We start from the raw sequence: 20736 nt of genomic DNA, 5'->3' as shown, positions 1-20736 counted from the left end.
GCTTGCGGCAAGGAATTCTCCCCCCTATAGCAGCGCCTTGAGATGACCGACGCTTCGTCCCTGCCGCTTTATCCTCACCGCCATCTTCTGGGCATCCGCGATCTTTCCCCCGGTGACATCGAGCTTCTGCTCGACCGGGCAGATCGCGCCGTCGCCATTTCGCGGCAGTCCGAAAAGAAGACCTCGACGCTGCGCGGCCGCACCCAGATCAACCTCTTCTACGAAGCCTCGACGCGCACGCAGTCGTCGTTCGAACTGGCCGGGAAACGGCTCGGCGCCGACGTCATGAACATGTCGGTGGCGAGCTCTTCGGTGAAGAAGGGCGAGACGCTGATCGACACGGCGATGACGCTGAACGCCATGCGCCCCGACATCCTGATCATCCGCCACCAGTCTGCGGGCGCCGCCGCCCTTTTGGCGCAGAAGGTCGGCTGCTCGGTGGTCAATGCCGGCGACGGAGCGCATGAACACCCAACGCAGGCGCTGCTCGACGCGCTGACTATCCGCCGCGCCAAGGGGCCGCTGTCGAAACTGATCGTAGCGATCTGCGGCGACATCCTGCATTCTCGCGTGGCGCGTTCCAACATCATGCTGTTGAACGCGCTTGGTGCGCAGGTGCGTGTGGTGGCGCCGTCGACCCTGCTACCGTCCGGCATCGAGAAAATGGGCGTCATCGTCTCGCGCTCGATGGCAGAGGGCCTCAAGGGCGCGGACGTGGTGATGATGCTGCGCCTGCAGCGCGAGCGGATGGAAGGCGCCTTCGTGCCTTCGGTACGCGAATATTTCCGCTATTTCGGCCTCGATGCCGAAAAGCTGAAGGCCGCCAAGGACGGCGCGCTGGTGATGCATCCCGGTCCGATGAACCGCGGCGTCGAGATTGCGTCCGAAATCGCCGACGGTCCGCAAAGCGTCATCCAGGAACAGGTCGAGATGGGGGTGGCCGTGCGCATGGCGGTCATGGAAGCGCTGCTCGATCCCCGCCGCAATGCAGAGGGCCGCGGCGCATGAGCACGACGGTCTTTGAGCGCGCCCGCATCGTCGACCCGTCACGCGGCATCGACGAGGTCGGCACCGTCATCGTCGAAGGGAAAAAGATCGTTGCCGCCGGCAAGGCTGCCCTGAACCAGGGCCTGCCGGCGGGAGCCACCGTGGTCGACTGCGCCGGCAAGGCGATCATTCCCGGCCTGATCGACGCGCGCGTCTTCATCGGCGAACCGGGCGGCGAACATCGCGAGACCATCGCTTCGGCCAGCGTTGCGGCGGCGGCCGGCGGCGTCACCTCCGTCGTCATGATGCCCGACACCGACCCGGTGATCGACAATGTCGCGCTGGTCGAATTCGTGCTGCGCACCGCCAAGGACACGGCAAGCGTCAACATCTTTCCGGCGGCGGCGATCACCAAAGGCCTCGCCGGTCGCGAGATGACCGAATTCGGCCTGTTGCGCGAGGCCGGTGCGGTCGCCTTCACCGATGGGCGGCACACAATATCCAGCGCACTGGTGATGCGCCGGGCGCTGACCTATGCCCGCGATTTCGGCGGCGTCATCGCACATGAGACACAGGATGGCGACCTCGCTTCGGCGGGCGTGATGAATGAAGGCCTGTATGCCAGCTGGCTCGGCCTTGCCGGCATTCCGCGCGAGGCCGAGTCCATCCCGCTGGAGCGCGACCTGGCGCTGGCACGGCTGACGCGCGGCGCCTACCACGCGGCCAAGATCTCGACGGCGATGGCAGCGCAAGCGATGACGCGCGCGAAAGCCGACAAGGCCAATGTCACGGCGGGCGTGGCGATCCACAATCTGTCGCTGAACGAGAACGATGTCGGGGAATACCGCACCTTCTTCCGGCTGACGCCGCCTTTGCGCGCGGAGGAAGACCGGCTGGCCATGATCGAGGCGGTCAAGGACGGCACGATCGACATCATCGTCTCCTCGCACGACCCGCAGGATGTCGACACCAAGCGCCTTCCCTTCGCCGATGCAGCTGCCGGCGCGATCGGGTTGGAGACGCTGCTTGGAGCAGCGCTTCGGCTCTACCACAATGGCGACGTGCCGCTACTTCGGCTGGTCGAAACACTGTCCACCGCACCAGCAAGGCTGTTCGGCCTGCCGGGCGGCACGCTGAAGCCGGGAGCGCCGGCCGATCTTGCGCTGATCGACCTTGAAGAACCCTGGATCGTGAGTGAAAGCGGCATCCGCTCGCGCTCGAAAAACACCTGCTTCGAAGGTGCGCGGCTGCAAGGCATGGTCTTGCAAACGCTGGTGGCGGGCCGCACAGTGTTTTCGAGCTAGAGCGATCGCGCCACGTCGCAGACCGATATGTTGCTGGGGAAATGCGGGGGCAAACAATGAGTTATAACGTTATCCTGGCATTGCTGTTCGGCTATCTCCTCGGCTCGATTCCCTTCGGCCTCTTGATCACCCGCGCGGCCGGCCTCGGCGATGTGCGCAAAATCGGCTCCGGCAATATCGGCGCCACCAACGTTCTGCGCACCGGCAACAAGGGCCTCGCCGCCGCGACGCTGGTGCTCGACGCGTTGAAGGGTACGGCGGCGGTGATGATCGCGCGCCATTTTGGACACGACTACGGACTGTGGGCCGGCCTTGGACTCTGGGCGGGCCTTGGCGCCTTCCTTGGCCATCTGTTTCCGGTCTGGCTCGGTTTCAAGGGCGGCAAGGGCGTGGCGACCTATCTCGGCGTGCTGATCGCGCTCGGCTGGCATGTGGCGCTGATCTTTATCGTCGTCTGGCTGGCGATGGCTTTTCTGTTTCGCTATTCCTCGCTGGCAGCGCTGACGGCGGCGGTCATCGTGCCGATCGCGCTTTATTTCTGGAGCACACCTGAGACCGCCGGGCTGTTCCTGGTGATGAGCCTGATCGTCATCTTCAAACATCGCGCCAACATTTCGCGCCTTCTTGCCGGCACCGAAGGCAAGATCGGAGCCAAGGGTTGAGCAAGCCCGCCGCCGGGCCGCGCCTCAGCGACCGGCAGCGGCTGAGCTGGCTGCGGCTGATCCGCACACAAAATGTCGGCCCGGCCTCGTTTCGCGAATTGATCAACCGCTTTGGTTCGGCGGAGGCGGCGTTGGAGATGCTGCCCGAGCTGATGATTTCGGGCGGAGCCAAAAGGATCATGCGCATTCCTTCCGTGGAGGAAGCCGAAGCGGAACTCGACGCAGCCAGTGAAAACGGCGCCCGCTTCGTCGGCATCGGCGAGGCCGACTACCCGCCGATGCTGAAAAACATGGACAATCCGCCGCCGCTGATTGCCGTGAAGGGCGAGGCAGCCGTCTTTCGCCTGCCGGCGGTGGCCATCGTCGGCGCCCGCAACGCGTCGCTCGCCGGCATCAAGATGGCGCGCATGCTGGCGGCGGATCTTGGCCGCGACGGCTACGTCATCGTTTCCGGCCTGGCGCGCGGCATCGACACGGCAGCACACCAGGGCAGTCTCTCGACTGGTACAGTGGGTGTGCTGGCCGGTGGGCTCGATGTCCCCTACCCGCCCGAAAATATCGGCTTGTGCGACGACATTGCCGAGCGTGGCGGCGCCGTTATTTCGGAAATGCCGTTCGGCTGGCAGCCGCGGGCGCAGGATTTTCCGCGCCGCAACCGGCTTGTCGCGGGCGCCGCCCTCGGACTGGTGGTGATCGAAGCTGCGCAACGCTCCGGCTCGCTGATCAGCGCGCGCCTGGCCGGCGAGATGGGCCGGCTGGTCTTTGCCGTACCGGGTTCGCCGCTCGATCCGCGCTGCGCCGGCTCCAACGGGCTGCTCAAGGATGGCGCCACCCTGGTCACCGAGGCGGCCGATGTTTCCGGTGCGATCGCACCCTTGGCGGGCACGCGAACGCGAAGCATTGCGCCGCCAGAAAAGGCACCCGATTTTTCGGCAACACCCCCGCCCGGTGAGGACGAACGCAGCGGCGTGCTCGAGGCGCTGGGCCCAACGCCGGTGGGCGTGGACGAGATCATCCGCCACACCGGCCTCAACGCCGCGCAAGTCTCCATGGTGCTGCTGGAACTCGACCTTGCCGGCCGCATCGAGCGCCATGCCGGCGGCAATGTCTCATTGGTTACGTGACGTTCCAGCCGATCCCGCCGCACGTCGGCCGCAACTCACGCGTCGAGGGTCACGCCGGCGGCGCCAACGCCGGTACAGATGCCACCGTAGGGCATTTTCCAGGCGGCTCTCGGAAAAGCACTCCGCCATTCCAGGGCTCTCCGTTGCACTGACGATCACGCTCGCGATGGCATACTCGACAGCTGACGAAAACCGGCCTCGACAGTCTGCGCATCAGTCAGCGGAACAGATACTTCGATACCTCCGGATTGCCACGGCGCCACATCACATTGTCCAGAAAATAATGGTGCACATTGATGAAGATGAGCACGATGAAGAAGAACAGCGATGACCCCAGCACTTGCCTGTCATAGGGAATCAAAGCCGTCAGGGCGGATGGGATCAGCCAGAAGCCGAGATAGCCAAGGGCCGTGCCGCCGACGATGAAGCCGAGGAGCCGAAACCTGTAGAGGGGGCCAAGAAAGGACAGGATTTTCGGCTGCGGATCGCCTTCGGCATCGGAACTGTCGCGCTCGACGTTCGTCTGGTAGCGCCAGACCACGGCGAGATACTGCAGCGAGTGGAGCGCGGGCACGATCAACAGCCAAAGCGGGTTTACTCTGGCAATCAGGATCCAGAGATAGAGCGACGCGACATAGGCCACCAAACCGTTATAGGGCAGACCGGCGCCGTTCTTCCGCCAGCGATTGACCAGCATCAAGAGCGTGGCCGCCGTCGACGCAACGGCCGCCAGCACGCCGATGTCGGTAATCCAGGAAGGGGCCGCGAATGTGTAATAGTCCAGGCCATAATATTTGCCCTGGGTGACCGCCGTATTCGTCTGCAGCCATGCCAGGATCCACACGGCATAGGAGTTGACCAGCAGCACCTTCTTGTCGCGGTCGTCGAAGAATTTGCGCTTCAGCACCGCATCCACCATCAGCATGCCGTAGCCCTGCTTGACGTAGTGCCAACCGACAAAAAAGAACATGGCGTTGGTGGCATAGCCGAGCAGGCGCGTGTTCGCCGCCGCGGCGCCATAGGCAAAGAACCCGGCCATGACCAGGGGCACGACAATGCCCGCGAAGATGTAGCGTAGCTGCAGGCTCCTGTCGTAGCCGTCGCCCGTCACCTTGCGCCCGAAATTGCGGTAGAAGAGCTGGTAGGAGTGGGCGAAGTGAGGATAGTTCACGAGATAGGCCACGAAGACCATCGTTGCGGCCACCGGACCTTCATATTCGAGCGGAACGAGAAACAGCACCGGCAGGATGAGAAAGGCGCTGCCGCCCAGCATGAGGAAATCGGCAACCGGGCCGAAGAGGTATTTTTGAGATGTCGCCGCCTTAGCGGCTACAGCATCCGCCGAAACATGAAGTGTCATGTCAGAACCTCCCCTGGGAAGGCTGAGTTTAGCCATCGACTGGAATGGGGACAAGCTTGGAGCTGCCGCTCCTGCTGTTTCGCCAATGGTCTCGATCCGCCATGGGCTTCGAACCTGTGAAGGCCCTCCGCTGTTAAAAAAGCGCACTACCCCAATTTACGACTAACATGTTAGTGTGCTAACACGGCATACACACCTAGTTCGGAGACCTTCCGGTGACATCACGCTTTGGCCTTTCGGCCGCTCTCGCCACGCCTTTCGATGCCCGCGGGCAGATCGCCACCGCTCCCATGATCGCTCAGGCCAAAAGTTGCCTGGCGCAGGGTTGCGGCAGCGTGACGCTTTTCGGCACCACAGGGGAAGGCTCGTCGGTGGGCACGACGGAGCGGCGGTCGGTGACCGAAGCCATGCTGGCTGCTGGAATCCTGCCGCATCAACTCGTTGCCGGCGTGCTGGTCGGCGCCGCCGAAGACGCTGCCGAACAGGCACAGCATGCCTTGCAGCGCGGCGCCCGAAACATTCTGCTGGCCCCGCCAAGCTACTTCAAGAATGTCGGCGAGGACGGCCTTTTCGGCTGGTTCTCCGCCGTCTTTGCCGCGCTCGGCCCCCTCGCCCGTGACGTGCTGCTCTACAACATCCCTTCGGTTACCATGGTGCAGCTTTCGCTTGGCCTGATCGGCCGGTTGCGCACTGCTTTTCCCGACGTGGTCGCCGGGGTGAAGGATTCCGGTGGAAATTGGAGCTACAGCGAGGCGCTGCTTGCCGCCCATGGCGATCTGGTGATCCTGATCGGCGATGAAAGGCATCTGGCGCGTGCGGTGCGACTGGGTGCTCAAGGTGCAATCTCGGGCATGGCCAATTTCGTCCCGGGCGAAATCCGCGCCATGGCCGAGGACGGGCGCGACGATCCTCGCGTCGAAAGTTTTGTGCTCGAATTGCTGAAATATCCGGTCACCCCCGCGGTAAAGGTCATGGTGGCGCGCAAGACCGGCGACGAGCGCTGGCTGGCGGTCCGTCCGCCGCTGGAGCCGATTGCGTTGCAAGGGCAGCAGCAGCTTGCCGCAGCCTATGACAGCCTGTTTGCCAGGGAACCGGCCTGACCGGCAAAGGAAGCGCGCCGAAATGGAAGACGGCAACGAACCGACCACCCTCAGGGAGAAGGCCTATGCCAGCTTCACGCGGCATTTGCTGGCGCGCGACTTCAAGCCGGGCCAGTTCGTGTCGCAACGTGAGCTGGTTGCCTTCACCGGACTGCCGCTCGGCGCCATTCGCGAGATCGTGCCGCGTCTCGAGGCGGAAGGACTGCTGACGACCATCCCGCAGCGCGGCATGCAGATCGCCCATATAGACATCAGCCTGATCCGCGAGGCCTTTCAGTTCCGCCTGTTCATGGAGCGTGAAGCGGTGGCGCTGTTTACGGTAAGCGCCTCCGATGCCGAGCTTGCCCGCTTGCGGCGCGAGCATGAGGACATGCTTGCCCAGGCGCTGGCGCAAACCCCGACGCCGGAGATGGAGGCCAAGGCGCAGACCATCGACTGGGCCATGCACGACACGTTCATCGATGCGCTGGGCAACGAGATCATCGCCAAGGCCTATCTGGTGAATTCGGTGAAGATCCGCCTGATCCACCAGGAGCGGTTCCGTATCGACGGGCGCGTCGTGCCGGTCATGCGCGAGCACCTGGCGGTGATCGATGCGATGCAGAGCCGCGATCCTGGGAAGGCGGTCGAGGCCATCAGCCAGCATATCGAAAAGGCGCGCCGGCTGGCGCTGCAAATCTGAGGAAGCATGAGCCGCGCCGCGGTCGCTGCGGCGCAATCGATAACGACAACCGGGAGGAAGAAAATGTCGTCCAATCTGTTCAACCCAACCAGGAGGCAACTCCTCCACGGAACCGCCGCCCTTGCCGCCGCCGGCTTTGCCGGTGTTCGCCCAAGCTTTGCCGCCGGCGTCGACTGGAAGCGCTTTGCCGGAACGACGCTTGACGTCAATCTGGTGAAGAGCCCGCGCAGCGACACCCTGATAAAATACATCGCCGAGTTCGAGGAACTGACCGGCATCAAGGTCAATGCCGAGGCGACGCCCGAACAGCAGCAGCGCCAGAAGACGGTGATCGAACTGAGCTCCGGCAAGCCGAGCTTCGACGTCGTGCATCTGAGCTACCACGTGCAGAAGCGGCAGTTCGAAAAGGGTGGCTGGCTGGCCGACATATCAGGTTATCTCGCTGACCCGACCCTGACCGATCCTGCGCTGGTGGAAACCGATTTCGCCGATGCCGGCATGCTGTTTGCCAAGGACGGCCAGGGCGTGCTGCGCTCGCTACCGTTCTCAGTCGACTACTGGATCGTCTACTGGAACAAGGAATTGTTCGAGGCCAAGGGCCTCAAATACCCTGAAACCTTCGAGCAATTGGTGGCGGCGGCCGAAGCGCTGACCGACCCGTCGACCAACACCTATGGATTTGTCGCCCGCGGCCTCAAGAACGCCAACACGCCGGTGTGGACGTCGCTTATGCTCGGCTACGACATGACGCCGCTCGACGACAAGGGCAAGCTGCGCACGACCTCGCCCGAGGCGGTCGAGGCAGCCAGCCTCTACCAGCGGCTGATGACCAAGTCGGCGCCTCCAGGCGTCACCGGATTCAACTGGGCCGAAGCCCAGTCCGCCTTCCTGCAGGGCAAGATCGGGATGTGGTTCGATGGCGTCGGCTTTGCCCCGCCAATGGAAAATCCGGAAAAGTCACGAGTGGTCGGCAAGGTTGGCTACGGCGTCATGCCGAAGGGGCCCAAGGCGCATGCCGCCGGCACCTTTGGCGACGGCCTCGGCGTGACGGCCACCAGCGAGAAGAAGGAGGCCGCCTACCTCTTCTGCCAGTGGGCGATTTCGCCCGCCATGGGCGCGCGCCTGCTGCAGGCGGGTGCCGGCGTGCCGTTCCGCAAGTCGGTGCTGGAAAATCCCAAGGTGCGCGAAGGCGTCACCATGCCGGCGAGTTGGCTCGATGCCGTGGTCGGCTCGGGCAATGTCAGCCGGCTGTCGCTGCCGGTCATCATTCCGGTCACCGAGTTCCGCGACATCTATGGCGTGGCGCTGACCAATCTGATCGCCGGCGCCGATCCGGCGGAGGAACTAAAGAAGGCCACCGAGCAGTTCCAGCCGGTGCTCGACCGGAGCGAGCAAGGCTGATGTCCGCCATCACCCCAGAACGCACCGGGGTGACGACGCAAGCCATCGAAGGGGGCCAGACCATCCGTCTGGCTCCCAACTACTGGCCTTTCGTCGTCCCGGCGCTCGTCGTCGTCGGCGCCGTGATCGTCTTTCCCTGGGCCTTCACACTGTGGATGAGCGTCAACCGCTGGACCCTCGGCCAGGCGCGAAGCTTTGCCGGGATGGAAAACTATCTGCGGCTGGCAGTCGACCAACGCTTCTGGGAATCGCTTTTCCATACGCTGACCTATACGGCGCTTTCGGTCGCGGCGCCGATGTTCCTTGGCACTGTCGCGGCGCTGATCTTCGACGCCAAATTTCCGCTGCGCGGCCTGTTGCGCGGCGTCTTCGTCATGCCGATGATGGCAACGCCAGTCGCCGTGGCGCTGGTCTGGACGATGATGTTCCATCCCCAGCTTGGCGTGCTCAACTATCTGTTGTCGCTGGTCGGCATTCCGGCGCAGGAATGGATCTTTAACGCCAGGACGGTCATCCCGTCCCTGGTTGCGGTCGAGACCTGGCAGTGGACGCCGCTGGTGATGCTGATCGTGCTGGGCGGCTTGGCCTCCGTGCCGCGCGAGCCCTTCGAGAGCGCCGAGATCGACGGCGCCAACGCCTGGCAGCAGTTCCGCTATCTCACCTTGCCGATGATCGCGCCGTTCCTGATGATCGCCATGATCATCCGCACCATCGATGCGCTGAAGAGTTTTGACATCATCTACGCCATGACCCAGGGCGGACCGGGCACGGCCTCGGAAACCATCAACATCTATCTCTACAACACCGCCTTCTCCTACTACGACATCGGCTATGGCTCGGCCATGGCCGTGGTGTTCTTCATCGTCATCGTCGCGCTGTCCTTCATCCTGCTGATGCTGCGCCAGCGCTCCCAATGGATCGGGGTGGAGGGCAAATAATGAGTTCACGGCTGCTCAACCGGATCGGGCTGTTTTTCGCGGCTCTGGTCTTCGTCTCGCCGGCGATCCTGTTCTTCCTCTGGATGATCTCGCTGTCGCTGAAGTTCGAGATCGACAACGGTGCATACCCGCCGATCCTGATCCCGGAACATCTCGCCTGGTCGAACTATGTGAAGGTATTAGAGGAGAACAATTTCCTGCTCTATTTCTGGAATTCGGTTCTGGTGACGGGCACGGCAACGTTGCTGGCGCTGCTGATCGGCGTGCCGGCGGGCTATGGCATCGCGCGACTCAAGGCCGAACGCTCGGCGGTGGTCATCATGATCGCCCGCATGACGCCGGGGCTTTCCTATCTCATTCCGCTGTTCCTGCTGTTCCAGTGGGTCGGCATTCTCGGCACGCTGTGGCCGCAGATCATCATCCATCTGGTGGTGACGGTGCCGATCGTGGTCTGGGTGATGATCGGCTATTTCGAGACCACGCCGATGGAGCTGGAAGAAGCGGCCAACATCGATGGCGCCAGTTCCTGGCAGGTGTTCCGGCTGGTCGCCTTGCCCATCGCCAAGCCGGGCATTGTCGTCGCCTTCATCCTGTCGATCATCTTCTCATGGAACAATTTCGTCTTCGGCATTGTGCTCGCCAGCCGCGAGACCCGCACGCTGCCGGTCGCCGTCTACAACATGCTTTCCTACGAGCAGGTGAGCTGGGGTCCGCTCGCCGCCGCAGCACTTGTGGTGACGCTGCCGGTGCTGGTGCTGACCCTGTTCGCGCAAAGGCAGATCGTCGCCGGGCTGACCGCAGGCGCCGTCAAGGGCGGCTGAGGCACGGCCCCGACATCACTCATTTCCGGGAGAAATCCAATGGCATCGGTAACAATCAACAACGTTCAGAAGGCTTTCGGAGCCGCCAAGATCATCCACGATGTCAGCGTCGACATCGCCGATGGCGAATTCGTCATCCTGGTCGGGCCGTCGGGCTGCGGAAAGTCGACGCTGCTGCGCATGATTGCCGGACTGGAAACGATCTCGGGCGGCAGGATCGCCATTGGCGATCGCGTCGTCAACAATCTCAGGGCGCGCGACCGAAACATCGCCATGGTGTTCCAGAACTACGCGCTCTATCCGCATATGACGGTGGCCGACAATATGGGCTTTGCCCTGAAGATCAAGAAAGCCGATCCGGCCGACACCGCCGGCCGCGTCGGCAGGGCCGCCAGCATTCTCGGCCTGGACAAGCTGCTCGACCGCTATCCGCGTCAGCTTTCCGGCGGCCAGCGCCAGCGCGTCGCCATGGGCCGCGCCATCGTGCGCGACCCGCAGGTGTTCCTGTTCGACGAGCCGCTGTCCAATCTCGACGCCAAATTGCGCGTGCAGATGCGCGGCGAGATCAAGGCGCTGCACCAGCGGCTGGGAACCACCACCATCTACGTCACCCACGACCAGATCGAGGCCATGACCATGGCCGACAAGATCGTCGTGCTGCATGACGGCCTTGTCGAGCAGATCGGCGCGCCGCTCGATCTCTACGATCGCCCGGCCAACCTCTTCGTTGCCGGCTTCATCGGCTCGCCGGCGATGAATTTCATTCGCGGCCATGTCGAGGAAGGCGTTTTCCGCAGCGCCGGTGGACTGATCTTGCCGCTGCCGGAAGGCATCGACCTGGCAAACATTCCCGGCGGCGACCTCATCTACGGCATCCGGCCCGAACACATCCGAGCGACGACCGCCAAAGGAATCCCCGGCACGATCGTGCTTCTGGAAGCAACGGGTTCGGAAATCTTTGCCAGGGTCGACTGCGCCGGAGAAGAAATCTCCTGCCTTTTCCGCGAGCGGCTGGCACTGAAACAGGGCGAGCAGATGCGCATCGAGATCGACCGCGCCTGTGCTCATCTGTTCGACGTCAAGACCGGGCGGCGATTGTAGGCGGCGACGGGGGCTGCTGACAGGGAGCAACTTTCGCACGAAATATTTCTGGTGAGCGCGTCGGGGTTCGAACCCGAGACCTACTGATTAAAAGTCAGTTGCTCTACCGGCTGAGCTACGCGCTCCCGCGGGCTCTAAAGGCCGCCCTCGAAATTGCGCGGAACATAGGGAGAGTGCCGCGACCGGTCAACCGGAAAAAGATGGCCGTTCCATCGGGGTTTCGGCCATCGCCCGACGCGCCGCAAATTGCGTCGTCACCAGCCCGGTGAGCCGCTCCCGCAACTTGGTCGCCGCTTCGATCTGTTGGCGCGCGAGACGCGCCTTTTCTCACGCGCCACATTCGAGAAACATTACAAATCAGCAACTTACTGTTTTGGTGGGAACCATCGCACGAGCGGGCCGTTTTCGTCTCACAAGGGACGTCAACCACCCTTCAAGGAGAAGATCATGAACAAGATCGCAACGGGTCTACTGGCGACCACCCTGTCAATTTCGTTTGCCGCGGCCGCCGCTATGCCGGCCAATGCCGCCCAAATGTTCGTGCCCCAGTCATCAGCAACTTCGTCCGACATCGTGAATGTGGGCGATTCTCGTCATGACAACTGGCGGTGGATGCGCCACGGCAACCTCAATTCCGGCAATCGCGATTTCCGCGTAGGCCGCCAGTTCTCGCGCAACAATGATGGCGGCAGCTATTGGAATGGCCATCGCGGCTATCGCGAATATCACCGCGGCTATCGCCGTCACGGCGACTACTGGTTCCCGCTGGCTGCCTTCGCCACCGGCGCCTTGATCACCGGTGCGATCGTCAACAGCGAGAACAACCGCGTCTACGGCGGCGATGCGCATGTGCAGTGGTGCTACGACCGCTATCGCTCCTACCGCGCCTCGGACAACACATTCCAGCCCAATTACGGCCCGCGTCAACAGTGCAATTCGCCCTATTGAGCTGAGTTGGTACCAAGTGTTGAGTAGAAAAGCCTGCGCCGGCAACGGCGCGGGCTTTTCCGTAGGTTGCTTGGGTACGGGCGCGGCGGATTAGCTGGCCCAATTGACGCTCTTGAAGATCAGATACAGGGCTCCGCCTTCACCACGCGGAGAACGGTATGCACCGAGGCCGTTGCAGATTCGAACCGCAACTGCGGTCATCTTCCAGCCGAGCACTTCCAGGTCGTTGTTCAAAGCTATCGCATAGGATTGAGCCAGCTCATCAATGGAATGCTCCTGTCCGAATGACCGAACCAGCTTTGCGTCGGCAAGCAGTTCGCCAGGCAGGTTTGAATTTGCCCAAGCCCAGAGCCAGTTGCTGGCCTTGGCACTCGTCGATCCGGCGATTTGGATTTCGGCGACGACCTTGGTGATGCCGTTGTCCGAGAACAGAAGCTTTCCTTCTGTCAGATCATAGTCATAGCGAGGCCAACTGCCGAGTCGGAACGCCTGCTGCAAGCGTGCATTCTTTGCATCCAATTGTTCGACAGCCTCGTCGCGCCAGGCGACATACCAGTGTGGATTCATCCCCTTCCCCCGCCACGATTTACTACCGTACGCTCAGCGTCCGGCGCACCGCATCGCGCCAGCCGGCCAGTTTTGCCGAACGCACCGTGGCATCCATGTCCGGCTTGAAGCGGCGCTCGAGCGCCCAGCTGTTGGCAAAATCCTTCGCCTTCGGCCACACGCCTGCTTTCGAGCCGGCAAGCCACGCCGCACCCAGCGCCGTCGTCTCCAGAATGGTCGGGCGATCGACCGGCGCATCGAGGATATCGGCCAGCCGCTGCATGGTCCAGTCGGAGGCCACCATGCCGCCGTCGACGCGAAGCACGGTTTTGGCCGATGCCCCCTTCCAGTCCTTGCGCATGGCGTCGAGGAGATCGCGCGTCTGGTAGGCGACGGATTCAAGCGCCGCGCGGGCAAACTCCGCCGGGCCTGAGTTGCGCGTCAGCCCGAAGATCGCGCCACGCGCTTCGGCGTCCCAATGCGGCGCGCCGAGACCGACGAAAGCCGGCACCAGATAGACGTTCTGCGTGGGGTCGGCGGTTGCAGCCAAAACGCCGCTATGCTCGGCCTTGCCGATCACCTTGATGCCATCGCGCAGCCATTGCACGGCGGCACCGGCGATGAAGATCGAGCCTTCCAAGGCATAGGTGGTCTTGCCGTTCAGCCGATAGGCGATGGTGGTCAACAGCCGGTTCTTCGAGCGCACCAGATCGGCGCCGGTGTTGAGCAGCGCAAAGCAGCCGGTGCCATAGGTCGATTTCATCATGCCTGGCTCGAAACAGGCCTGGCCGATGGTCGCTGCGTGCTGATCGCCGGCCACGCCAAGGATTTTGATTTCGGCGCCAAACAGGCTTTTTTCCGTCACGCCGTAGTCGTCGGCGCAATCCTTGACCTCAGGCAGCATCGCCACCGGGATGCGCAGGATGGAGAGCAGCTCGTCGTCCCAGACATTTTTCTCGATGTTATAGACCAGCGTGCGCGAGGCGTTGGTGGCATCCGTCGCATGCACCTTGCCGCCGGTCAGCCGCCAGATCAAAAAACTGTCGATAGTGCCGGCGAGCAGTTCGCCCTTTTCGGCGCGCTTTCTCGCACCGTTTACCTTGTCCAGCATCCAGGCGATCTTGGTGCCGGAGAAATAGGGATCGAGCAGCAGGCCGGTCTTTTTGGTGAACTTTTTCTCCAGGCCGTGTTTTTTCAGCTTCTGGCACAGCGGCGCGGTGCGGCGGTCCTGCCAGACGATGGCATTGTGGATCGGCTTGCCGGTCGCCTTGTCCCAGATGACGACGGTTTCGCGCTGGTTGGTGATGCCGATCGCCGCCACATCCGAGGCCTCGCGGCCGGCGGCCTTCAGCGCGCCTTTGACCGTCGCGACGACGCTTGCCCAGATCTCTTCCGGATCATGCTCGACCCAGCCGGAGGCAGGATAATGCTGCGTGAATTCCTGCTGCTTGCTGCCGGCGACCTTCATCGCGCCGTCGAACAGGATCGCCCTGGTCGATGTCGTACCCTGGTCGATTGCAAGGATGTATCCGGTCATTAGTCCTCCCGGTAGCTCGCCTATACAAACAGGGGAGACGGCAAGATGCCGCCTCCCCGTTCACTATGATCCTGGCGCGTACGCCAAGATTACTTCTGCCAGCTCTTCACCAGTTCGTCGTAGTTGATGGTGATCGGCTTTTCCTTCTCGTTCTCGATCTTCAGCTGAGGCGCGAGATTGCCGTTCTTGACCGCGTCGGCGTTCCAGTAGGCGAGGTCATGCTCTTCGGCCATCTTCGGGCCGATATCGCCCTGGACGCCCGACTTCTCGATGCGGGTCATGACTTTTTCCTGCTCGGCGCAGAGCGAGTCCATGGCTTCCTGCGCCGTCTTGGCGCCGGACGAGGCATCGCCGATCGCCTGCCACCAGAGCTGTGCCAGCTTCGGATAATCGGGCACGTTGGTGCCGGTCGGCGACCACTGAACGCGGGCCGGCGAGCGGTAGAACTCGATCAGACCACCGAGCTTCGGCGCACGTTCGGTGAAGCTCTTGTCGTGGATCGTGCTTTCGCGGATGAAGGTCAAGCCGACATGGCTCTTCTTCACGTCGACCGTCTTCGAGGTCACGAACTGCGCGTAGAGCCAGGCGGCCTTGGCGCGGTCGGTCGGCGTCGACTTCATCAGCGTCCAGGAACCCACGTCCTGATAGCCGAGCTTCATGCCGTCCTTCCAGTAGACGCCATGCGGCGACGGGGCCATGCGCCACTTCGGCGTTCCGTCGTCGTTCAGCACCGCCTTGGCGCCGGCGTCGACCATCGAAGCGGTGAAGGCGGTGTACCAGAATATCTGCTGCGCGACCGCACCCTGTGCCGGCACCGGGCCGGATTCGGAGAAGGTCATGCCTTGGGCTTCGGCCGGAGCGTAGGCCTTCAGCCAGTCGAGGTATTTCTGGATCGAGTAGACGGCAGCCGGGCCGTTGGTGTCGCCGCCGCGCGCCGTGCAGGAGCCGACCGGCTGTGATTTCTCGTTGACCTTGATGCCCCATTCGTCGACCGGCAGGCCGTTCGGCAGGCCCTTGTCGCCGTTGCCGGCCATCGACAGCCAGGCATCAGTGAACCGCCAGCCGAGCGACGGGTCCTTCTTGCCGTAGTCCATGTGGCCATAGACCTTCTTGCCGTCGATCTCGCGGCCGGTGAAGAACTCGGCGATGTCCTCATAGGCCGACCAGTTGACGGGAACGCCGAGGTCGTAGCCGTATTTCGCCTTGAAGTCGGCCTTGTTCTTCTCGTCGTTGAACCAGTCGTAACGGAACCAGTAGAGGTTGGCGAACTGCTGGTCGGGCAGCTGATAGAGCTTCTTGTCCGGCGCGGTGGTGAAGGAGGTGCCGATAAAATCCTTCAGGTCGAGGTTCGGATTGGTAACGTCCTTGCCCTCGCCCGCCATCCAGTCGGTCAGGTTGCGGACCTGCTGGTAGCGCCAGTGGGTGCCGATCAGGTCGGAATCGTTGACCCAGCCGTCATAAAGGTTCTGGCCGGTCTGCATCTGGGTCTGGATCTTCTCGACGACGTCGCCTTCCTGGATGACGTCATGCGTGATCTTGATGCCAGTGATGGCGGTAAAGGCCGGCGCCAGCACCTGCGATTCATACTGGTGGGTGGCGATGGTTTCGGACACGACCTTGATGTCCATGCCGGCGAAAGGCTTCGCGGCATCGATGAACCACTGCATTTCTGCTTCCTGGCCGGCGCGGTCGAGCGTCGACAGCGGGCCGATTTCCTTGTCCAGAAACGCCTTGGCCTCATCCATTCCGGCGTAGGCGTTGCCTACCCCGAGCAACAGGACAAGGGCAGTTGTTGATGTTAAAAATTGCCGTCGCATAGGTTTCCTCCACATTTAGGTTTCAAGTGCGATCTGGAACGGCCGCCGGCACGCGGTCGATCCAACAGTTTCCCCCTCTATACGTAGCGGAACACGCCGACGGCGTAGACCACGGAGAGAGCGAGAGCCCACCACAGGTTGGATCCGACAAGACCCAGCCAAGCGAGATGGATAAAGGCGCTGCCAAGCAGCGACAGAAAAAGACGGTCGCCGCGCGTCGTCTCGAAGCGCAGGACGCCGACGCGCGGATTGCCGCCCGGCGAGGCAAATTCCCAAAACGCCATGCCGCACAGCAGCAGAAGAATGGTGCCGAAGAACGCCGCCGTCGGCCACGTCCACGCCATCCAGGTGAGGTCGAGATTCATGGTGACACCCTCCCCAGGGCAAAGCCATTGGCGGTGGTGGTGAGGATGAACCCGTGCTTTTGTTTCATCACACCCTCCCCAGGGCGAAGCCCTTGGCGATGTAGTTGCGGACAAACCAGATGACGAGCGCGCCGGGGATCAGCGTCAGCACGCCGGCGGCGGCGAGCAGGCCCCAATCCATGCCGGCGGCCGAAACGGTGCGGGTCATGGTGGCGGCGATGGGCTTGGCGTCAGTGGTGGTCAGCGTGCGGGCGATCAAAAGTTCGACCCATGAGAACATGAAGCAGAAGAAGCAGGCGACACCGATGCCACTGGCGATCAGCGGCATGAATATCCTGACGAAGAAGCGCGGGAAGGAGTAGCCGTCGATATAGGCTGTTTCGTCGATCTCTTTGGGCACGCCCGACATGAAGCCTTCGAGGATCCACACCGCCAGCGGCACGTTGAACAGGCAGTGCGCCAGCGCCACAGCGATGTGGGTGTCGATCAGGCCGAAGGCCGAATAGAGCTGGAAGAACGGCAGCGCGAACACTGCCGGCGGTGCCATGCGGTTGGTCAACAGCCAGAAGAACAGATGCTTGTCGCCGAGGAAGCGGTAGCGCGAAAAGGCGTAGGCCGCCGGCAGCGCCGCAGCCACGGAAATCACCATGTTCATGACAACATAGGTGATCGAGTTGATGTAGCCCGAATACCAGGACGCATCGGTGAAGATAGTAAGGTAGTTGGCGATCGTAGGCTGATGCGGATAGAGCGTCAGCGAGGAGACGATCTCGGCATTGGTCTTGAAGCTCATATTGATGAGCCAGTAGATCGGCAGCAGAAGCACGATGATGTAGATCGTCGGCACGATCCACCACCAGCGCGATTCCTCGCCGCGCTTGCGCATCAGCCGGGCGACCTGATCCTGCGAAAGCGTGCTCGCCAATTTTCCCGAAGCGGTGGTTTCGCTCACTCTGTCGGCTCTTTCGTTGGCGCCGCTCATCTCAGCGCTCCGCGTCGTAGTTGGTCATCACGGTGTAGAACACCCATGACAACAACAGGATAATCAGGAAGTAGACCAGCGACATGGCGGCTGCCGGACCGAGGTCGAACTGGCCGAGCGCGGTCTTGACGAGGTCGATCGACAGGAAGGTGGTCGAGTTGCCGGGGCCGCCGCCGGTGACGACGAAGGGCTCGGTGTAGATCATGAAGCTATCCATGAAGCGCAACAGCACGGCGATCAAAAGCACACGCTGCATTTTCGGCAGCTGGATATAACGGAACACCGCCCAGCGCGAAGCGCCGTCGATCTTGGCCGCCTGGTAGAAGGCATCCGGGATCGAAACCAGGCCGGCATAGCAGAGCAGCACGACAAGGCTGGTCCAGTGCCAGACGTCCATGATGATGATGGTGACCCAGGCGTCGAACGGATCCTGAACGTAATTGTAGTCGATGCCGATCGCATTGACGTAGTAGCCGAGCAGGCCGATGTCGTTGCGGCCGAAGACCTGCCAGATGGTGCCGACGACGTTCCACGGAATGAGCAGCGGCAACGACATAAGCACCAGGCAGACCGGCACGCCCCAACCCTTCTTCGGCATGTTGAGCGCGATGAAGATGCCGAGCGGCACTTCGATGGCCAGGATGATGAAGGAGAAGATCAGGTTGCGCACCATGGCTTCCCAGAAGCGGCTGGACGACAGCAGTTCCTCGAACCACTGGGTGCCTGCCCAGAAGAAGACGTTGTTGCCGAAGGTGTCCTGCACCGAATAGTTGACGACCGTCATCAGCGGAATGACGGCCGAGAACGCCACCAGCACCAGCACCGGCAGCACCAGGAACCAGGCCTTGTTGTTCCAGGTCTTTTCCATCTATGCCCCCATCTCGACAAGCCCCATCTCAACCAGCCAGGAATCGGCATAGATGTTGATGCCGGCCGGATCGAAGCGAACCTTTGGGTCGGCCGGCACGCTCTCGTCCTCGCCGATGACGGCAGCGATCTCGCGGCCTTCGAGGCTGGCGCGCACCACCTTGTGGCGGCCGAGATCCTCGACCTTGCTGATTTTAACCGCCATGCCGTCACGGCCGAGCCTGACATATTCGGGGCGGATGCCGAGTTCGATGGCGCCGGAGCTCCCAGCGGCGGTCTTTGGCGCGCCGGGCAGCTCGATGCGCTGGCTGCCAATGGTCGCGGTCTTGCCGTCGATCGCCACCGGCATGACGTTCATGCCGGGCGAGCCGATGAAGTAACCGACGAATGTGTGGCGCGGGCGCTCGAACAATTCAGCCGGCGTGCCGATCTGGACGATGCCGCCATCATACATGACGACGACCTGGTCGGCGAAGGTCAGCGCCTCGGTCTGGTCATGGGTGACATAGACCATGGTGTAGCCGAAGCGGCGGTGCAGTTGCTTCAACTGCGAGCGCAGCACCCACTTCATATGTGGATCGATGACCGTCAGCGGTTCGTCGAACAGGATGGCATTGACATCCGAGCGCACCAGGCCGCGGCCGAGCGAGATCTTCTGCTTCTGGTCGGCGGTCAGGCCCCTCGCCTTCTTCTTCGTCCACGACGCCAGGTCGATCATCTCCAGCGTCTCGCGCACCTTGCGGTCGACATCGGCCTCCGGCACGCCGCGGTTGCGCAGCGGGAAGGCCAGATTGTCGTAGACCGTCATGGTGTCGTAGATGACCGGGAATTGGAACACCTGCGCGATGTTGCGCTCCTGCGTCGACAGATTGGTGACGTCCTTGCCGTTGAACAGCAACTCACCGTGCGAGGGGTGCAAAAGTCCCGAAATGATGTTGAGCAGCGTGGTCTTGCCGCAACCCGAGGGCCCAAGCAGCGCGTAGGCGCCGCCATCCTCGAATGTGTGGTGCACTTCCCGCAGCGCAAAATCGGCATCCTTCTGCGGATTGGGCAGGTAGGAGTGCCTGACATGGTTGACGTCGATGCGCGCCATCTCTTCCCCCTCAGGCCGCAAGCTTCGGCGCGGCGACGGCGCTGCCGTTGCTGTCGAAGACCATGATGTGGCGCGGATCGATAAACACCTCGATCTCGGCGTCGGGCTCGAAATCGCGGATGCCGTGGGTCAGCATGACCCAGCGCGCATCGGCAAAATCGAGATGGATGAAGCTTTCCGAGCCGGTGATCTCGGTGATCGTCACCTTGGCGCGCACCGGCACCGCGGCGGCGTTGGGCCGCTCGAGCGACAGATGATGCGGCTGGAAGCCGATCGTGTAGTTGGCGTCGGCAATGCCGGCGAGTTCGGCAGGTACCGGCAGCTTGACGCCGCCCTCGAGAAGGAAATCCGGACCTTTCTTGGCCAGCACGATGGTGTTGAGCGGCGGATCGGCAAAGGTTTTCGCCGTCACCAGGTCGATCGGCTTGCGGAAGACGTCGATGGTCGGCCCGAATTGGGTGATCCGCCCCTCGGACAGCGTCGCCGTATTGCCGCCGAGCAGCAAGGCTTCATGCGGCTCGGTCGTGGCGTAGACGAAAATGGTGCCGGCGGCGGCAAATATCTTGGGCAGCTCGGCGCGCAACTCCTCGCGCAGCTTGTAATCCAGATTGGCGAGCGGCTCGTCGAGCAGCACCAGACTGGCATTCTTGACGATGGCGCGGGCCAGCGCCGTACGCTGCTGCTGGCCGCCGGACAGGCTGAGCGGCGTGCGGTCGAGATAGGGTGTGAGCTTCAAAAGCCCTGCCGCGTTGCGGACTTCCTTGTCGATCTTGGCCTGGTCGGTGCCGGCGACGCGCAACGGCGAGGCGATGTTCTCGTAGACGGTCATCGCGGGGTAGTTGATGAACTGCTGATAGACCATGGCGATCTTGCGCTGCTGCACCGGCATGCCGGTGACATTCTGGCCGTCGAACCAGACTGAACCGGTGGTCGGCACGTCGAGTCCGGCCATCAGCCGCATCAGACTGGTCTTGCCCGACAGTGTCGGCCCGAGCAAAACGTTGAGCGAGCCGTGCTGAAGCGTCAGCGACACGTCGCGGATATGCTCCACCGCGCCGACCATCTTCGTCACGTTTCTCAGTTCCAGCATGATGCCTCCTC

General features: G+C 62.5%; 20 protein-coding genes and 1 tRNA gene. 11 read left to right on the top strand and 10 right to left on the bottom strand.

The features are described from left to right. Positions 1 to 42: 42 nt before the first annotated feature. From AC3EML_RS19915 to dprA, 4 genes are read left to right on the top strand one after another with little or no spacing between them, the layout of a single operon-like run. Positions 43 to 1008 (top strand): aspartate carbamoyltransferase catalytic subunit, encoded by a 966-nt coding sequence (locus tag AC3EML_RS19915; RefSeq protein ID WP_023806087.1) that lies wholly within the window; start codon positions 43 to 45, stop codon positions 1006 to 1008. After that, complete coding sequence (locus AC3EML_RS19910) at positions 1005 to 2291, top strand: dihydroorotase (RefSeq protein ID WP_352520301.1); 1287 nt, start codon at positions 1005 to 1007, stop codon at positions 2289 to 2291. The genes AC3EML_RS19915 and AC3EML_RS19910 overlap by 4 nt, the downstream gene beginning before the upstream one ends. 56 nt (positions 2292 to 2347) lie before the next feature. Then, a complete protein-coding gene (gene plsY / locus AC3EML_RS19905; protein WP_023696534.1) occupies positions 2348 to 2953 on the top strand; it encodes a glycerol-3-phosphate 1-O-acyltransferase PlsY in 606 nt (201 codons plus the stop codon). After that, on the top strand, positions 2950 to 4077 hold the full coding sequence (dprA, locus tag AC3EML_RS19900; RefSeq protein ID WP_352520300.1) for a DNA-processing protein DprA: 1128 nt from the start codon (positions 2950 to 2952) through the stop codon (positions 4075 to 4077). The genes plsY and dprA overlap by 4 nt, the downstream gene beginning before the upstream one ends. A gap of 217 nt (positions 4078 to 4294) precedes the next feature. Here the strand turns inward: dprA and AC3EML_RS19895 are convergent, their stop codons facing one another. Then, on the bottom strand, positions 4295 to 5437 hold the full coding sequence (locus AC3EML_RS19895; RefSeq protein WP_352520299.1) for a hypothetical protein: 1143 nt from the start codon (positions 5435 to 5437) through the stop codon (positions 4295 to 4297). Between the two features lie 215 nt (positions 5438 to 5652). Here AC3EML_RS19895 and AC3EML_RS19890 point away from each other — a divergent pair, with 215 nt between their 5' ends. The 6 genes from AC3EML_RS19890 (at position 5653) to AC3EML_RS19865 (ending at position 11480) form a co-directional block, all read left to right on the top strand. Then, entirely contained in the window at positions 5653 to 6537 is an 885-nt protein-coding gene (locus AC3EML_RS19890) for a dihydrodipicolinate synthase family protein (protein ID WP_352520298.1), read from the top strand. A gap of 22 nt (positions 6538 to 6559) precedes the next feature. Then, a complete protein-coding gene (locus AC3EML_RS19885; RefSeq protein ID WP_023688610.1) occupies positions 6560 to 7219 on the top strand; it encodes a GntR family transcriptional regulator in 660 nt (219 codons plus the stop codon). Positions 7220 to 7282: 63 nt separating this feature from the next. Continuing rightward, positions 7283 to 8620: an ABC transporter substrate-binding protein gene (locus AC3EML_RS19880; protein ID WP_352520297.1), complete on the top strand. Its 1338-nt coding sequence runs from the start codon at positions 7283 to 7285 to the stop codon at positions 8618 to 8620. Next, positions 8620 to 9558, top strand: a complete 939-nt coding sequence (locus AC3EML_RS19875) for a carbohydrate ABC transporter permease (protein ID WP_023670984.1) — start codon at positions 8620 to 8622, stop codon at positions 9556 to 9558. Before AC3EML_RS19880 ends, AC3EML_RS19875 begins: the two co-directional genes overlap by 1 nt. Beyond that, positions 9558 to 10379 (top strand): carbohydrate ABC transporter permease, encoded by an 822-nt coding sequence (locus AC3EML_RS19870; RefSeq protein ID WP_352520296.1) that lies wholly within the window; start codon positions 9558 to 9560, stop codon positions 10377 to 10379. The genes AC3EML_RS19875 and AC3EML_RS19870 overlap by 1 nt, the downstream gene beginning before the upstream one ends. Before the next feature lie 39 nt (positions 10380 to 10418). Beyond that, entirely contained in the window at positions 10419 to 11480 is a 1062-nt protein-coding gene (locus AC3EML_RS19865; protein WP_023730144.1) for an ABC transporter ATP-binding protein, read from the top strand. 49 nt (positions 11481 to 11529) lie between these two features. Here the strand turns inward: AC3EML_RS19865 and AC3EML_RS19860 are convergent. Then, positions 11530 to 11605 (bottom strand) — tRNA-Lys (locus tag AC3EML_RS19860). A gap of 322 nt (positions 11606 to 11927) precedes the next feature. Between AC3EML_RS19860 and AC3EML_RS19855 the strand changes: the two genes are divergently transcribed. Next, a complete protein-coding gene (locus AC3EML_RS19855; RefSeq protein WP_352520295.1) occupies positions 11928 to 12428 on the top strand; it encodes a BA14K family protein in 501 nt (166 codons plus the stop codon). 90 nt (positions 12429 to 12518) lie between these two features. Here the strand turns inward: AC3EML_RS19855 and AC3EML_RS19850 are convergent, their stop codons facing one another. From AC3EML_RS19850 to AC3EML_RS19815, 8 genes are all read right to left on the bottom strand, one after another. Further along, positions 12519 to 12995, bottom strand: coding sequence for a DUF6882 domain-containing protein (locus AC3EML_RS19850; protein ID WP_023670980.1), 477 nt, complete (start codon positions 12993 to 12995; stop codon positions 12519 to 12521). Between the two features lie 22 nt (positions 12996 to 13017). Beyond that, the gene (gene glpK / locus AC3EML_RS19845) at positions 13018 to 14511 is read right to left on the bottom strand and encodes a glycerol kinase GlpK (protein WP_352520294.1); all 1494 of its coding nucleotides are present in this window, start codon (positions 14509 to 14511) and stop codon (positions 13018 to 13020) included. A gap of 89 nt (positions 14512 to 14600) precedes the next feature. Next, a complete protein-coding gene (locus tag AC3EML_RS19840; RefSeq protein WP_023670978.1) occupies positions 14601 to 16328 on the bottom strand; it encodes an ABC transporter substrate-binding protein in 1728 nt (575 codons plus the stop codon). Positions 16329 to 16405: 77 nt separating this feature from the next. Further along, the gene (locus AC3EML_RS19835; protein WP_023693410.1) at positions 16406 to 16693 is read right to left on the bottom strand and encodes a DUF2160 domain-containing protein; all 288 of its coding nucleotides are present in this window, start codon (positions 16691 to 16693) and stop codon (positions 16406 to 16408) included. Between the two features lie 67 nt (positions 16694 to 16760). Further along, entirely contained in the window at positions 16761 to 17675 is a 915-nt protein-coding gene (locus tag AC3EML_RS19830; RefSeq protein ID WP_352520293.1) for a carbohydrate ABC transporter permease, read from the bottom strand. Between the two features lies 1 nt (position 17676). After that, a complete protein-coding gene (locus AC3EML_RS19825) occupies positions 17677 to 18543 on the bottom strand; it encodes a carbohydrate ABC transporter permease (protein ID WP_352520292.1) in 867 nt (288 codons plus the stop codon). Then, positions 18544 to 19635 carry an ABC transporter ATP-binding protein gene (locus AC3EML_RS19820; protein ID WP_352520291.1) on the bottom strand — a complete coding sequence of 364 codons (1092 nt, stop codon included), beginning with the start codon at positions 19633 to 19635 and terminating at the stop codon, positions 18544 to 18546. A 10-nt stretch (positions 19636 to 19645) separates the two neighbouring features. Then, the gene (locus tag AC3EML_RS19815) at positions 19646 to 20725 is read right to left on the bottom strand and encodes an ABC transporter ATP-binding protein (protein WP_023684650.1); all 1080 of its coding nucleotides are present in this window, start codon (positions 20723 to 20725) and stop codon (positions 19646 to 19648) included. Positions 20726 to 20736 lie beyond the last annotated feature (11 nt).

The organism is Mesorhizobium sp. P170090 (assembly GCF_057786115.1).
Note: the sequence above shows the minus strand (reverse complement) of the source record. Positions and strands in the feature narration are given on the sequence as shown.